Origin of the sequence: Neobacillus paridis (assembly GCF_016765675.1) — a bacterium.
GTDB lineage: Bacteria > Bacillota > Bacilli > Bacillales > Cytobacillaceae > Neobacillus > Neobacillus paridis.
In genome coordinates this window covers 114952-129474 of sequence record NZ_JAESWB010000168.1, presented here as the reverse complement: position 1 = coordinate 129474, position 14523 = coordinate 114952, and the positions used below count along the sequence as shown (strand labels likewise).

14 protein-coding genes are annotated in these 14523 nt (G+C 39.7%); 3 read left to right on the top strand and 11 right to left on the bottom strand.

From position 1 onward, the window contains the following. Positions 1–223: 223 nt before the first annotated feature. From JK635_RS09640 to JK635_RS09605, 8 genes are all read right to left on the bottom strand, one after another. On the bottom strand, positions 224–508 hold the full coding sequence (locus tag JK635_RS09640) for a ferredoxin family protein (RefSeq protein WP_202653741.1): 285 nt from the start codon (positions 506–508) through the stop codon (positions 224–226). Continuing rightward, the gene (locus tag JK635_RS09635) at positions 509–1804 is read right to left on the bottom strand and encodes an FAD-dependent oxidoreductase (protein WP_202653740.1); all 1296 of its coding nucleotides are present in this window, start codon (positions 1802–1804) and stop codon (positions 509–511) included. It lies immediately after the preceding gene. Further along, positions 1797–2828, bottom strand: coding sequence for an electron transfer flavoprotein subunit alpha/FixB family protein (locus JK635_RS09630; protein ID WP_202653739.1), 1032 nt, complete (start codon positions 2826–2828; stop codon positions 1797–1799). The genes JK635_RS09635 and JK635_RS09630 overlap by 8 nt, the downstream gene beginning before the upstream one ends. Before the next feature lie 43 nt (positions 2829–2871). Continuing rightward, positions 2872–3696, bottom strand: coding sequence for an electron transfer flavoprotein subunit beta/FixA family protein (locus tag JK635_RS09625; RefSeq protein WP_202653738.1), 825 nt, complete (start codon positions 3694–3696; stop codon positions 2872–2874). Between the two features lie 494 nt (positions 3697–4190). Next, entirely contained in the window at positions 4191–4433 is a 243-nt protein-coding gene (locus tag JK635_RS09620; RefSeq protein WP_202653737.1) for an aspartyl-phosphate phosphatase Spo0E family protein, read from the bottom strand. A 251-nt stretch (positions 4434–4684) separates the two neighbouring features. Beyond that, positions 4685–5815 (bottom strand): ATP-binding protein, encoded by a 1131-nt coding sequence (locus JK635_RS09615; protein WP_308078918.1) that lies wholly within the window; start codon positions 5813–5815, stop codon positions 4685–4687. 168 nt (positions 5816–5983) lie between these two features. Next, on the bottom strand, positions 5984–8281 hold the full coding sequence (locus JK635_RS09610) for a transketolase C-terminal domain-containing protein (protein ID WP_202653735.1): 2298 nt from the start codon (positions 8279–8281) through the stop codon (positions 5984–5986). Continuing rightward, the gene (locus JK635_RS09605) at positions 8281–9294 is read right to left on the bottom strand and encodes a 2-oxoacid:acceptor oxidoreductase family protein (protein ID WP_202653734.1); all 1014 of its coding nucleotides are present in this window, start codon (positions 9292–9294) and stop codon (positions 8281–8283) included. Before JK635_RS09605 ends, JK635_RS09610 begins: the two co-directional genes overlap by 1 nt. 314 nt (positions 9295–9608) lie before the next feature. Here JK635_RS09605 and JK635_RS09600 point away from each other — a divergent pair, with 314 nt between their 5' ends. Continuing rightward, positions 9609–11357 carry a B12-binding domain-containing radical SAM protein gene (locus JK635_RS09600; protein ID WP_202653733.1) on the top strand — a complete coding sequence of 583 codons (1749 nt, stop codon included), beginning with the start codon at positions 9609–9611 and terminating at the stop codon, positions 11355–11357. Between the two features lie 112 nt (positions 11358–11469). Here JK635_RS09600 and ykzP read toward each other — a convergent pair whose 3' ends face one another. Further along, positions 11470–11673 carry a protein YkzP gene (gene ykzP / locus JK635_RS09595; RefSeq protein ID WP_202653732.1) on the bottom strand — a complete coding sequence of 68 codons (204 nt, stop codon included), beginning with the start codon at positions 11671–11673 and terminating at the stop codon, positions 11470–11472. A 132-nt stretch (positions 11674–11805) separates the two neighbouring features. Between ykzP and JK635_RS09590 the strand changes: the two genes are divergently transcribed. Continuing rightward, complete coding sequence (locus JK635_RS09590; RefSeq protein WP_202653731.1) at positions 11806–12159, top strand: DUF3905 domain-containing protein; 354 nt, start codon at positions 11806–11808, stop codon at positions 12157–12159. Between the two features lie 104 nt (positions 12160–12263). Continuing rightward, a complete protein-coding gene (locus JK635_RS09585) occupies positions 12264–12464 on the top strand; it encodes an alpha/beta-type small acid-soluble spore protein (protein ID WP_202653730.1) in 201 nt (66 codons plus the stop codon). Here the strand turns inward: JK635_RS09585 and JK635_RS09580 are convergent. Beyond that, positions 12461–13765: an anti-sigma factor domain-containing protein gene (locus JK635_RS09580; RefSeq protein ID WP_202653729.1), complete on the bottom strand. Its 1305-nt coding sequence runs from the start codon at positions 13763–13765 to the stop codon at positions 12461–12463. The two genes, JK635_RS09585 and JK635_RS09580, sit on opposite strands and share 4 nt — an antisense overlap. Next, a complete protein-coding gene (gene sigI / locus JK635_RS09575) occupies positions 13762–14508 on the bottom strand; it encodes an RNA polymerase sigma factor SigI (protein ID WP_202653728.1) in 747 nt (248 codons plus the stop codon). The genes JK635_RS09580 and sigI overlap by 4 nt, the downstream gene beginning before the upstream one ends. Positions 14509–14523 lie beyond the last annotated feature (15 nt).

The window sequence follows — 14523 nt, the reverse complement described above, 5'->3', positions numbered from 1 at the left end:
TCCTCTCTACTTGATTTGAAATTCAGAGTAATAAAAATGTTGCTGGAAAAAACACTACTTATCAAGACATAGATAGGCCAAATTAATTTTAACATATGGCAATTTCAATCATTGAATGGGTATTTGAACTATTTATGAAAATTTAAACAAAGCACACCTAAAATAAAGAACTCGTCATTTTGACGAGTTCTTTGATAAGCAAATGAGTAGATAAAAACTAGCATTATGCCAACCGGAACACGATTCCATGTCCACCCTTGGGATATTCCCATTTAATGTTCTGGTATGGACAGCCGATCCGACAGCTGCCGCATTCGTGGCAGCCTTCATAGCCGACCTGCATCCGCGTACCTTCCCATTTATAAACTTCAGCAGGACAAAAGATGGTACAAATTTTATCTGGGCATTTAGTCATGCAAATGTCATGATCAAGTACAGTTAAATGAGACTTCGTATCACACTTGAATCGTAGAAGATACTGTTTTTCTTCAATATTCTTCGTTGACATTTATTTCACCGCCTTCCACGCGCGATAAAGATCTTGTATTACCCTTAAAGTTCCTCTTTCCGCTGTCACACTCTTAATAATTTCCTTTTGTTTATCGCGTTTTGGTGTCCCGTCAACCGTGAAGAATTTGCTGGCAGCCCGATTCATCATTGGTAAGTACTCTTTAAAATATTGCGGGTACTTTTCAAACGTATGAGCGGCATCCTTATATTTCTCTAAATCTTTAATAATAAAACTATTATATAGTGCTTCTCGATAACTGTTTAAACTGGTCTCACTAAAGTCTCCACGTTTTTTCGCTTCGATTACCGCCTCAGCGGCTAATAGTCCGGAATGCATTGCCATGTTCGAACCTTCACGATGGATCGCATTTACCAGTTGTGCCGCATCTCCGACGACGACCACACCATTTCCGGCCACTTTCGGAACAGAGCGCAATCCACCTTCCGGAATTAAGTGGGCTAGGTACTCAGCCGATTCTCCGCCTGCAACCAATGGCTTTACCATCGGATGATTTTTCAAATAGTCCAGCAATTCATAAGGTTTTAGCTTTGCTTTAATCATACTTGATAGCGTTGTTCCCACACCGATATTGAGACTTTCTTTATTGGTATAAAGAAAAGCGGTTCCCAGGTTCCCTTTTGTGGAGTCACCGAATATTTCGATCGTACACCCTTGATTATCTTCCAAGTTAAAGCGATCATTGATTTTGTCCTTTGGCAGATTGATCACTTCCATGACCGTCAGGGCTACTTCATCCGGGCGAAATTCTTTATGAAACCCTAATTGCTTGGATAACAGAGAGTTTACGCCATCAGCGAGAACGACAACATCAGCAAACACCTCACCATCTGGCCGGTCCGTGCGTACGCCGACAACCTTGCCGTTTTCAACCAGACATTCTGTGACAACCGTTTCATTTATGAGCAGCGCACCCGCCTCTACAGCCTTTTGAGCAAACCATTGATCAAATTTCGCCCGTAAAACAGTAAAATTATTATATGGCTCTACAGCCCACTCAAGTCCTTTATACCCAAACGAAATGACTGATTCTTTATCCATCATCCAGAAACGTTGTTCAATCACCGGTCTTTCCAGCGGCGCTTCTTTCCAAAATTCCGGTATCAGGTCTTCCAATTGCTGGCGGTATAATACCCCGCCCATTACGTTTTTAGCCCCTGGGTATTCTCCTCTTTCAATGAGCAAGACATTTAAGCCATTCCGTGCACAGGTAAGTGCACATGCTGTACCGGCCGGTCCTGCGCCAACAACGATTACATCAAATTTTTCAGGCATAGCTTACTTCACCGCCTTTTTCCGTCCTCAAGCTTTTAAATTGTGCAATTAATTGAGGAACAATCTCCATCGCATCTCCAACAATTCCATATGTGGCAACATCAAAAATCGGTGCATTAGGATCCTTATTAATTGCGATAATCAATTCAGAGTTTTTCATCCCGACAACGTGCTGAATCGCTCCCGATACACCAATCGCAAAATAGATTTTAGGTGTTACGGTTTCCCCGGTTTGACCAATTTGCTGTTCATGCGGCAGCCATCCGGCCTCAACAACATCGCGTGTACCGCCAACACTGGCCCCAATGGTTTCCGCCAATTCATGAATGAGCTGAAAGTTTTGCAAATCGCCCATTCCTTTTCCACCGCAAACAATGACATGGGCATCCGCTAAATTCGTCTTTTTTGTTACGTCATTCACAATTTGTAGTACTTTTGTCCGCATTTCTTCTTCTTTCAGTGAGATTTTCTCTTCAATGACTTGACCGGATCTTTCATAATCGGGCGCTAATGCTTTCATCACTTTCGGTCTGACAGTCGCCATTTGTGGGCGGTGCTTTTTGCATAGAATGGTGGCCATGATATTTCCGCCAAATGCTGGTCTGCTGGCCTCAAGCAGCCGTTTTTCGACATCGGCATCGAGCATTGTCGTATCGGCTGTTAAACCGGTGCTTAAATCGGTGGCAACAGCACTTGCCAAGTCCTTCCCATTTGGCGTTGCCCCATAAAGAATGATTTCCGGCTTGTAGGTTTGCGCAAGGTAAATGACACCTTTCATATACGATTCAGTCCGATAATGTTTTAATACCGGATGATCGATAACATATACTTGATCAGCCCCATAAGCTATTGTCTGGTTAGCCAATGATTTGATCCCGTCTCCAAGCAAAAAGCCGGCTAAGGGAACATCTAATTTATCGGCAAGCTTTCTGCCGGCACCAAGCAATTCAAATGAGACCCCTTCAATCTTACCATCATTTTGTTCGATGAATACCCAGACTCCACGGTAATCGTCTAAATTCACGTATACTCCTCCTAAAAAACATGGCTTTTTCTAAACTAACCTTTTACCTTGATGACGTTAACGTAAATAAGTCTTTTTTCTCCATCAAGATTTCCATTAACTGACTTACTTGTTCAGATACAGATCCTTCCAGTTTTTTGCCGCCTTCAGGACGTGGAGGTGTAAACATTTTACCTACAATGGTTGGTGAGCCTTTCAGTCCAAGCTGAGTGCGGTCGACATTTTCCAAGTCATTAACCGACCAGATAATCGGTTCGTACCTTGCTGCTTTTATCATATTCGGCATGGGGGAATATTCAATATCATTTATTTCCTTTTCAACGGTTAACAGGCAGGGCATCTCAGACTGTATGAGTTCATAACCACTGGTTAATTTTCTTTTAATTAAAACCGTTTTTTCCTCTTGATTAACTTCTGTTACTTCAATAACGCTTGTAATCGGTGGAATATCCATGCGCCGCGCAATGCCCGGTCCAACTTGTCCTGTATCACCATCAATAGCATGCTTACCGCAAATGACCAGATCAATTGGCAGATCCATATTAATCCGTTCCAGCGCTTTCGATAAGGCATAACTTGTTGCGAGAGTATCGGCACCTGCAAAGGCACGGTCGGTTAATAACACCCCGCGGTCAGCCCCAATCTCAATACTTTTCTTAATGACGGCAGTTGCCTGTGGCGGTCCCATTGACAGTACCGTAATCGTACCACCGGTTTTCCTCTTAATTTTTACTGCCTCTTGAACGGCATGAGCATCGTAAGGATTCAAGATGGCTGGAGCACTGCGGCGGTCAAGTGTGTTTGTTTTAGGATTAATTTTGATGATTTTTGTATCCGGTACTTGTTTGACACATACGACGATGTGCATAAACTTCCCTCCCTCTAAGAGATAAATAGGTGTAAGCGTTTGCTTAATTAGGTTTAAAAAAGCTTTTATTAACGATATATGAGTCGCTATAAAAGCATATACCACTGGAAAGAGATTTCTTTTTATTTCATCCGGGAAAAGGCATTACCTCCTTATAAACAATGTCAGCCGTTTTAATGTTGTAAGCAAAAATTGCTTCGTAATATGCTAAAATTCTCCTATTTTAAATATAGAAAATATCAAGATATAAACAATGATAAAAATCACAATAATATAAAAAATTATCGATAAAATTTTAGAAGAGTAGTAATTTCGATATATTATGTATTTTGAGGTCAACTAAAGGGGAAATTTGCTATGCAATTGACAAGGCCTTCATAATGGGTAATGACTAAGAATCTATTACGAAGGCCTGACTACTGCATAGATCTCGCGGATAAATTGTATGCGTTCGTTCAATACATCTTTCTGAAAAACATTAATGGTACATTCAATCATACTAGTGCTTTTGGCCAAATCATAATGGATTTTTTAATCGCAAATTTTACTTCTTCATCTGGTTCTGCAGCTTGTCCCATCATCCTATGATATTTATTGATTAATTCATCCAGTTCTTGGCTGTATTTGATCGTTTCGTCACTGGTAAATCCAAAGGTATTGGCACTTTTAATCATTAGTTCTCTTTTCACCTTTATCTCTTCGATCATTTCTGCTTGACTATTACTATATCTATACAATTTAATCCCTACCTCTTTTTTTCCTTTTGTATTCGCAAAAAATTAGATTACTTGAAGAATTATGACAGATTTTTTCTAAAAGTAAATAGCTTCGCAAAAGCAGACAAAACATTCTATTTCTTTCGTTTTTCGACAAATTCTTTAAGCTATTTTATGTTTTTTTCGACATTAACTATCAAAAAAAGAGATGCCCTCAGCACCTCTTCCTTAGAACCCGTACAAGACACTATTGTTTTTCTAAAGGTTAATTTTTAACGTCCGCTTTTTTCGTTAGTTGGATCTAGTGGGAATTTAATATGAAAAATACTGCCCTTTCCTTCTTCACTTTCGATTACTATTGTTCCATTATGTTCTTCAATAATTTTATAGCTCACCATTAAACCAAGTCCTGTTCCCTTTTCTTTCGTTGTATAGAACGGTTGACCAAGTTTACTAAGTTTTTCCTTAGCGATTCCGCTCCCCTCATCCTTGATCGAAATATAGATTTGATTATTTTCAATTCTTTTAACGGTAATCGAGATGGTTCCGCCATTCGGCATAACTTCAATTGCATTTTTAATTAAATTGATAAACACTTTTTTCAATTGGTTGGGCTCGCAGAAAGCCAGTATCGGCCCTTCTTCATATGTAATATCAATCTGTACGTTATGAAGGACGGCATGGGCGTATAGTAAACCAACTGTCTCCTGCATAATTTGATTGATATCTTTTTCTTGAAATTTAATTGACTGAGGCTTGGCTAACAGCAAAAATTCATTAATAATCGATTCAATACGCTCGAGTTCCGTGGTTATTACTTGATAATACATCTCATGATTTGCCTTAATACTGCCTTCAAGCAATTGGATAAAGCCTTTTAAAGCAGTCATTGGATTCTTTATTTCATGGGCTATTCCTGCCGCAAGTTCACCGATTACATTCAAGGTTTCTGATTTTAGGAGTTGTTCCTGCATCTCGATTTTGTCGGTAATTTCCTTAAAAACAGTAAAATTTAACCCGTCTGTTATGTTAATGGTTGAATTGCACTCAATATATCTATTATTTCCATCCTTACCTTCGATCACAAACGTTGAGGTGTAAAAGTGATCCTTCAGCGTTTTTTCGATATGATAGATAATCTCCTGTATTAAATGTTCTTGTTTTATAAAGGGTTCATAGACAAATTTCCCAATTAACTGGTTTTTCGAAAGACAAAAAAGTTTCTCCCCAGCAAGATTTATGTCGACAATTCTCCCCTGATGATCCCATAGAATAAGGCCATCCATTGAATATTCAAAGACTCGTTTGTATCTTTGTTGATCCCCTTTCAAATACCATTTTTTATTCCGCTTCGTATCGACACCTTGAAGTATTGTATGCTCATGAGCATCACATCTTTTCACCCATTTCCACCCCACTTTATCCATGTCAAGCAATAATATTACGTATATTCTACATATAGCGAGAAAATTCCTTTTCGTTGCTGGCATTTTTTCACAAGCGCATTTTTCTTATTTTTCATGTATAAACAAAAACGCAAAGCAATAATCAGCTTTGCGTTTCAATAAGGTTTACAGTAATGGGTTTTCGTGTTTTGCTTTAAGGCGCTGCCATCTTTTCTCAACTTCTTGCTCGAATTCCTCTAATAATTGCTTGTTTTCTTCTTTTAGAAGGTGTTTCGTTTTACCCATATATTTTAGCCATTCCGTGAGAGGAATTCGTTTATTTTTGTCTTCCGGATTGTAGGTAATTGTCGTTACACCTTGCTCTATTTCATACAGCGGGAAGAAACAAGAATTAACAGCAGCTTCAACAATTTTTGTCCCATAACGATCATCAGATTTCCAGTTTAATGGACATGTTATCAAGATTTTTCCATACACCGTTCCAACATTTTGCGCATACCATTGTGCTTTAGCACCTTTTTTAACTAAATCCTGCGGAAATGCTTCGGAACCGGTAAATACATATGGTATATTGGTTGCTGCCATAATTTGGGCTGTGTCTTTATGATGGAAAGCTTTACCGCGCTGGGCTTTGCCAACGCCTGAAGTGCTTGTCATATGGCCAATCGGTGTGGAATAAGACATTTGCGACCCGGTATTCATATAGCCTTCATTATCATATTCCAGCATGATCAATTTATGTCCACGCAGCGCTGTTCCAATCGCTGATCCCATCCCAATGTCCATACCGCCGTCTCCGGTTACCATCACAAAGGTAGCGTCATCGGAGACCTGAATTTCTCCGCGGCGTTTTAGTTCCATAAATGCTTCAACCGTACCGGATAATGTGGCCGCACCATTTTGGAACAAATTATGCATCATCGTTTGCTTGTGGGATGTATTGGGATACCCTGTTGTTGTTACATAGGCACAGCCTGTTTGGAACAATGTGACGATATCGCCTTCGATTCCTTTAAAGAATAATTCAAGGCCGGCAAAGATACCACAGCCTGGGCATGCGCCGTGCCCGGAAGCAATCCGTTTTGGCTTCCCGGTTAAAGCACGAAGCGGCGGAATTTTAACCTTTAATTTATTGGTTGCTTCATCCATTTTAACTTCAATTAACCCTGATTTATAGACATCACCATACTGTGGTTCAATTACAGGCTTAAGTGCTTTTTCCGGATCACCGGGAACATGGCCAAAATAATCGAATGGTTTTTCGGCATAACCTTTTTCCATTGCGTCAATCGCCATATCAAAGAAAGCCTTGGCATCAGTTTCGTAAAAGTCTTTGCCACCCAAACCAAAGACACGGCTTAACACGATTGTTTTATTATGATAATCTTCCTGAAGTGCAGATTTCACCTCATGGGTTAAATTTGCCCCTTGCGCACCGTAAGAGTCGGCACGTTCCCCAACAAGCAATGCTTTAACATTCTTTAGGGCTTCACGGATTTCCTTTGCCGGGAATGGACGAATCATATTTGGACTGATAACGCCAGCCTTAATCCCTTTGGCACGGAGCTGATCAACAACATCCTTAGCTGACTCAGCCGCAGAGTTTAATAAGAATAAGGCCACTTCGGCATCTTCCATTTTATACAAGTCTAATACGTTATATTCTCTGCCGGAAAGCTTGGCATATTCGGCAGCAACTTCTTCAAAAACCTCTTTCGCATTGTAAATCGCTTCTGATTGCTGGAAGTGATTGTTAATAATATCATCGCCGAGCATATGAGCACCGATCGTAACTGGTTTTTTCAGATCTCTGATAAAATTGTAACCCTCAATTTGCGGTTCGCCAACAAACTCTTGAACGACGCGGCGGTCCTTGAAGTATTCAACACGGCGTTTTTGGTGTGATGTCCAGAACCCGTCATAAGCCACGATGACTGGAAGGCGGACTTTGGAATGTTCTGCCACTTTAAGCGCCATGATATTCATATCATATACGGCCTGCGGCGTTCTTGCAGTTAAAATCACCCACCCGGTATTTAAGCCATAATAAAGGTCTGAGTGGTCGCCCCTGATATCAAGCGGACCGCTGACTGCACGAGTTACAAGGTTTAATACCATTGGGAAACGGGTACCAGACTGAACAGGCAGCTGTTCAATCATGTATAAGAAACCATTTGCGCTTGTCGCATTAATAACACGTGCACCAGTTGCGGCAGCACCGTAGCAAATCCCTGCTGATCCATGCTCGCCATCGGCCGGAATCAGCTTAATATCATGTTCGCCTCGCGCTTTCATTTGATCCAAGTATTGTGCCACTTCAGTTGAAGGAGTGATTGGGAAATATCCCATGATATGATAATTAATTTGGGCTGCCGCCATCGCTGCCATTTCATTCCCTGATTCAAAGGTTGAAATCTGTTCAGCTGCCCCTTTTGTCGTTAATTGATCTTCCAAAATTGCCATTAGTAACTCCCCCCTGCTACATATGGAAAGTTTTGCTTAACTCGATGTTCATCCGCATAACCGAGTATTTCACGCAGATCACTAAGCGCATCGGTTGGGCATGCTTCGACACATTTTAAGCAGCCTTTACAGTATTGATAATCAATTCCTTTAAGAAACATTTGTTTTCGGCCTTTCTTGTCCTCGCCCTCTTCCCAAACAAAGCAAAAATCCGGGCAGACATTGTCACAGGCAGCACAGTTAATACATTTTTCTTGTTTAAATTCCGGCATAAAGCCTTGCCGTGATCCGCTTAAATCTTTTAAAATACTGTTAGCCTGCGCCGTAATCACACCGCCAAGCTCCTGGGTCTCATAACCAAGCAACGGCTTAGGACGAGAAAAGGCTTTTCCCACGGCTCCTTCAGGAACAGAGTAAGTTTTAAATTGAACTTCATGATAACCACGGTCAAATGTGCGAATATTTGGTTCCACTAAATGTGGGTATTTTTTTGTGAAGGTTTTTCGAATTACATCTCTCATTGACTCAGGATCGAGAAAATCACAAATCCGATAAAGCGCTCCAAGCATTGCCGTATTAACTTTCGTTTTTTCCTCAACGGCAATCCCTAAAGCATCAACGATTGCTAAAGTGCCATATTCGAGACGCAAATCTTTTCTTACTTCGTCAAAATCTCTTGTCGTATTAACGAGAACAATCCCATCGGCATTCAAGCCGCTGACCACATCAACGGTGCGGTATAAAGCTTCATGAAAAACACCAACAATATGAGGCTGTTCAATTGGGCTGTGATCACGAATTTCAACATCCGGATCACAAAAACGGATAAAACTTTTTACCGGAGAGCCTTTTTTCTCCGAGCCATATGATGAGAAATTGGATCCCTTTAAACCTAGACTTAATACCCCTGCCTCTGCAAGCATCTTTCCGGCCAAATTTGCCCCAAGCCCACCGATAGACTCTAGGCGAATTTCAAAAAATCCAAGCTCATTTTTTTTCGGCAAAATTGACATAATCACATCTCCCCCACTTTCGTTCAAAAAACTTCTAAAAAAAGTTTGAAATTTGTTCAAATATTATTCTAAGACATTTTATTTTATAAATCTGTGACAAAAATCAAACACTTATGAGATTTTTTTAAAACACTTTGTTTAATCCTTTGAAAAAGCTTTGTTTTATTGATTTTATACGCTTACAATTATTATGGAACAGAAAAATCATTGTATTATAACAGATTGATTTACACTATAACAGATGTGTTTTTGTCTTTTCTCATCAAAATGAGCTATAATCTAAATGGTTTGAATCATGACAAAGGAGCTTTTCTATGAATGTGATCTGTGCAACCTTAAATGCCAAGTATATCCATACGAATCTTGCCATTCGCTACTTAAAAGCCTACGCAGCCCCACAATTTGACATCCACCTCAAAGAATACACGATTAAAGATCCGGTTTTGAACATTGTTTCTGATCTCTATCAGCAAAATCCTGATGTGATCGGCTTCAGCTGCTATATTTGGAACATCGAAGAAACATTAAAAGTCGTTAATATGCTAAAAAAAATTAACCCCTCCATTTCTATTGTCCTGGGGGGACCGGAAGTGACCTATGATACTGTATGGTGGATGGAAACGAATGCCGATGTCGACTTTATTGTCATTGGTGAAGGGGAACAGACCTTTAAACGCCTGCTGATGGAAATCGCAACAACGCAAGAATTCGATCAGGTTCCGGGGATTGCCTATCGTAAAGCGGGACAAATTACTGTTACTTCACCTGGACAGAAACTTGACTTAAAGGAGCTTCCATCTCCTTACCGTTTTCCAGAAGATCTTCCGCATTTAGCAAAACGGGTTACATATATTGAAACAAGCCGCGGCTGCCCGTTTACCTGTCAGTTTTGTCTCTCGTCAATCGAAGTGGGCGTCCGCTATTTTGATAGGGAAAAAATCAAGAACGATATTCGCTACCTGATGGCTAACGGGGCAAGAACGATTAAGTTTGTTGACCGTACCTTTAATATTAGCAGAAGCTATGCAATGGAAATGTTCCGCTTTCTCATTGATGAACATCTACCCGGCACAGTTTTTCAATTTGAAATTACAGCCGATATTATGCGGCCGGAAGTGATTGAATTTCTTAATCAGGAGGCGCCGGAGGGATTGTTCCGTTTTGAAATTGGGGTACAATCCACAAATGATTACACAAATGAACTTGTTAAACGCAAGCAAAATTACGAAAAACTAAAACGAACCGTCACCATGGTGAAAGAAGGGAAAAAAATTGACCAGCACCTTGATTTAATTGCCGGACTGCCGGAAGAAGACTATTCATCTTTTCGGAAAACGTTTAACGATGTGTTTGAAATGCGCCCGGAAGAGTTACAATTGGGGTTTCTTAAAATGCTGCGGGGGACTGGTCTTAGGATTAATGCTGCTGAACATCAGTATGTATTTATGGATCATTCACCTTACGAAATTTTAAGTAATAAAGTCCTTTCCTTTGATGATATTGTGCGGATTAAACAAGTTGAAGATGTGCTGGAGAAATATTGGAATGACCACAGAATGGATACGACCATTGAATACATAGTTTCAAATGTTTTTTTGACACCATTTGACTTTTTTCAGGAATTTGGTTCCTATTGGGATCAACAAGGCTGGTCGAGAATTGGCCATCAGCTGGAGGACTTATACCGGCGGCTTCATTCTTTCCTTGAAATGAAGGGAATTGAGCAATTAGAGATTGTTGAGGGATTAATGAAGTACGATTATTTAAGAAATCACAAATACAAACCAAGAAAACCATGGTGGACCCCAACATTTAATAAGGATGACAGGGCAGCTATATATAAACAGATTGCTCAATCTCCGGAGAAATTGGGGCAAAACTTCACAAATCTTCGGCTGGAAGAAAAAGAGCTATATAAGCACACAATGCTGGAGAAAATATCATTTGATTTAGAGAAATTTTTATCCACCGGTGAAATTGCTAAACAGCCTTCATGTTTGTTAGCTTACTTTGACCCCGCAAAGGAACGGACAGACATTTTCTCGTCAATAAACATACTATAGGCCGGAGAATTACTCCGGCTTATTTTCTCTGAACCTTTTTTCCTTTTTAGTCCGCCTCTTATTTTCCGCTAGAGGTTTATTATTCACATCACCGTATTCTATCGAAAATTCTTCAATCGGTATACGTGGCGGAGCTTTTCGACGTCCCTTCATTGTCACTTCTCCCCTTTTTCCCCTGCTTAGAATTGCGATTTTGAAACCGAATCGCGTTATTATTGTCGGTAAATTCAGCCGAAAATTCACTTTCTTGAATATTTTTCCGAGGGGTTTTTGTGTATTTTTCTACTGCATTAAACTCTGCCTTTCGCTTAGCCATTGAAGCTGCTCCCCTTTCTTAATGAAATTACATTTATATTGTAGGATAAAATCCAGTTTATATGCGTTGGCTAATTTTTCATTCATAAAAAAGAAGTACTGGAGAAAAATAACCGAAAAAGAGGTGACGTAGGTGAAAAAGAAGAAAGAGACTCAGCTTGAGATACCATTAAGTATCGACGAAACATTGCCACATCAAATTAACGCCCCGAGTTTCAAAGGAACAGGCATCAAAATGGAGGCTCCCTTTGTCAATCAACATGGAGTAATCATTGGTGACAGCCACTATTCGTCGGCCAATTCGCCACTTGAAAATTGGACAGTTGAGACGGATCCGGCGATTATGTCAGGGGACGAATGGGTTCATCCCACAAATGATATCGGCTGGAATACAACCGAAAATCATGAATTATTAGAAAGCAAACGAAAGCCTCAGGCTGTTCCGTTTATGCACCCGACAATAGATGTCAGTAAGGGGACGGACTAAATATCCAACTTCGAAAAACATTTCCATTAATGAAAAGGGCACAACCAATCAATAATATGTATACAGAGATAACCATTCTCTGAATGAAAAGGAGTTGAACGAAGATGGCTAATAGCAGCAATAAATTATTGGTACCAGGCATTGAACAATACTTGGACCAGATTAAATATGAAATAGCCCAAGAATTTGGGGTTCAATTAGGTTCCGATACGGTTTCCAGAGCCAATGGTTCGGTAGGCGGAGAAATTACGAAACGATTAGTACAGCAAGCCCAATCCCAGCTGTCAGGACAACACAACCGCTAAACACAAATAAACATGGAAAAAGTCCGGTTACTGCCGGACTTATTTTTCTGTTGCCGATGGCTTTTGTTTTTTGAATGAACTTGTTTGCCATGATGTTTTGAACGATCATTTGGCTTCGTTTTATTTTTTGGATGATTGGGCTGCTTTACACTGGGGTGCTTTGGATTGCTTTGGCGATGCTCCTTTTGCTTCTTCTTGTTTTTATGCTGAACTGGCTGTTTCGAGTTATTTTTTGAATGCTGTTGTTTTTTTCCGTTACTTTTCGCTGGCTCCCACTGTTTTACTTTACTTTTTGGGTGATTTTTTCTTTGTTTATCTTTTTTTGCAGGGGAATTTTTGTTCTTCTTACTTTTTTGATTGGAATATTTTTTTGATTGTCCGCTCTGTGCCACCTTTTGCTGTTTTTGTATAGGACTGTTGAATCGCGTTTTGTCGGCCTTTTTTAATTGTCCTGGCGGCAGCTTCTTTTCAGCCTTATTGTTTAACACAATTTTGCCTTTATGATCACCGTTTGCATCCATAGCTTGTTTCTTGATTGGTCCTGGCCGCTGGGTTTCCTGGAAATCGCGCTGAATCTTCCCTCCATTTTTTCGATTATTTCGTTGCTCATTTGATTTTGCCTTATCCTTTTCATTACGATAATTAGCCTGGTATTTCCCAGCTGTTACCCCTAGCTCGTGAGCTTTTTTTAGTTCTTTTTTTGTACAAGAGAGAACAGTCAGTTCCAGGTGCTGAGAATAAATGGCATCTTTAATCTCAGAAATATTTTTTTGAAGCTTTTTTTCCGCCTCTTCCTCCATTTTTTCAATCCGAACAGTTGAGAAAATGACATGTTTATGGTTCTCCAATAAACCCTTTTTTTGCATGTTTATTAACAGAACTTTTGTTACTTCAGCAGCACTATGCTTCTTCCAATTTTTTAGCTGGGCAACCACCTTTTTCCCTTCCGGATTAAAGCCCTTTAGTTCAATAACTTGCATTTTTACGTTTACGCCAAGCTCAATGCTGGGATTTACGTCAATGGACAAATAAGCATATGCTTTGTCAGCTTGAAACATGGGTAATAAAGATCCTAAAATGATAATAAGGGCAATGGCTGCAAGCCACATTGGCTTCAGTTTGACAAATTGATTCAAACGCTTTAAAAACGGATTTTTATCAGTATTTGCGATTGGATAAAAATAAATTTCCTCGCCAAGGGTATAGGTTTGCTCCAGCTTCCTGGCCCGCAAAAACTCTCCTTCGGGGGTCAAAAGGATTAGAAAAGCATCGTCTATGTGCATGACAATTCCTTTTTTCAAGTTTCCAACACCCCCTTTAAATAATCCTTCATATAGATAAAATCACCGGATAAAATTAGTGCAATCGCAATGATGTATTTACGATTCCGTTCAATTGTTTTACGGCTTACACTAACCTTTTTTTCTAATTGCTTAATCGGCAGACGCTTTTTTTCGAGCAATAACCATTTTAATTCTTGGTCTTCCACTAATGTTTTTGCTACTAAAATGGCATTTTTTCTAGCATCGGCATGCTTCGGGGAATTCTCCAATAAATCACTGAGATTAAGGTCAAAATCCACCAATAAGCCTTGAAACCGGATAATCTCTTCTTTTCTTAATTGCTCATCATTCTTTTTATGATAATCCTCCAGAGATAGCTCATTTACAATTACATCTCCGGGAGAATCCTCCTCGTTGGGGTGGTTCATTAAGTCCATACTTAAATGTTGGTTCTTTGTTTGTTTACGAATATAGTCGATTATTCTTCTTTTAATGATAACTTCGGCAAAACTTAACAGGGAACTTCCCCGTTCCGGCGAGTATTTTTCAATCGCCTCATGAAATGCAATAAGCCCTATGCTAAATTCATCATCGGTCTCATATATATATCGTTTACACACAGAAGAAACAGTCTTAGCGATAAATGGTTTATATGCATCGATCAGCTCGTTAAGAAGAGAAGAGTTTCCTTGTTGAATTAAGGCTACAGTTTCTTCTAAAGTCAGCTTTTTTTTCTTGGCCATAAACAATAAACCTAGCATATGCTCACCTCTATT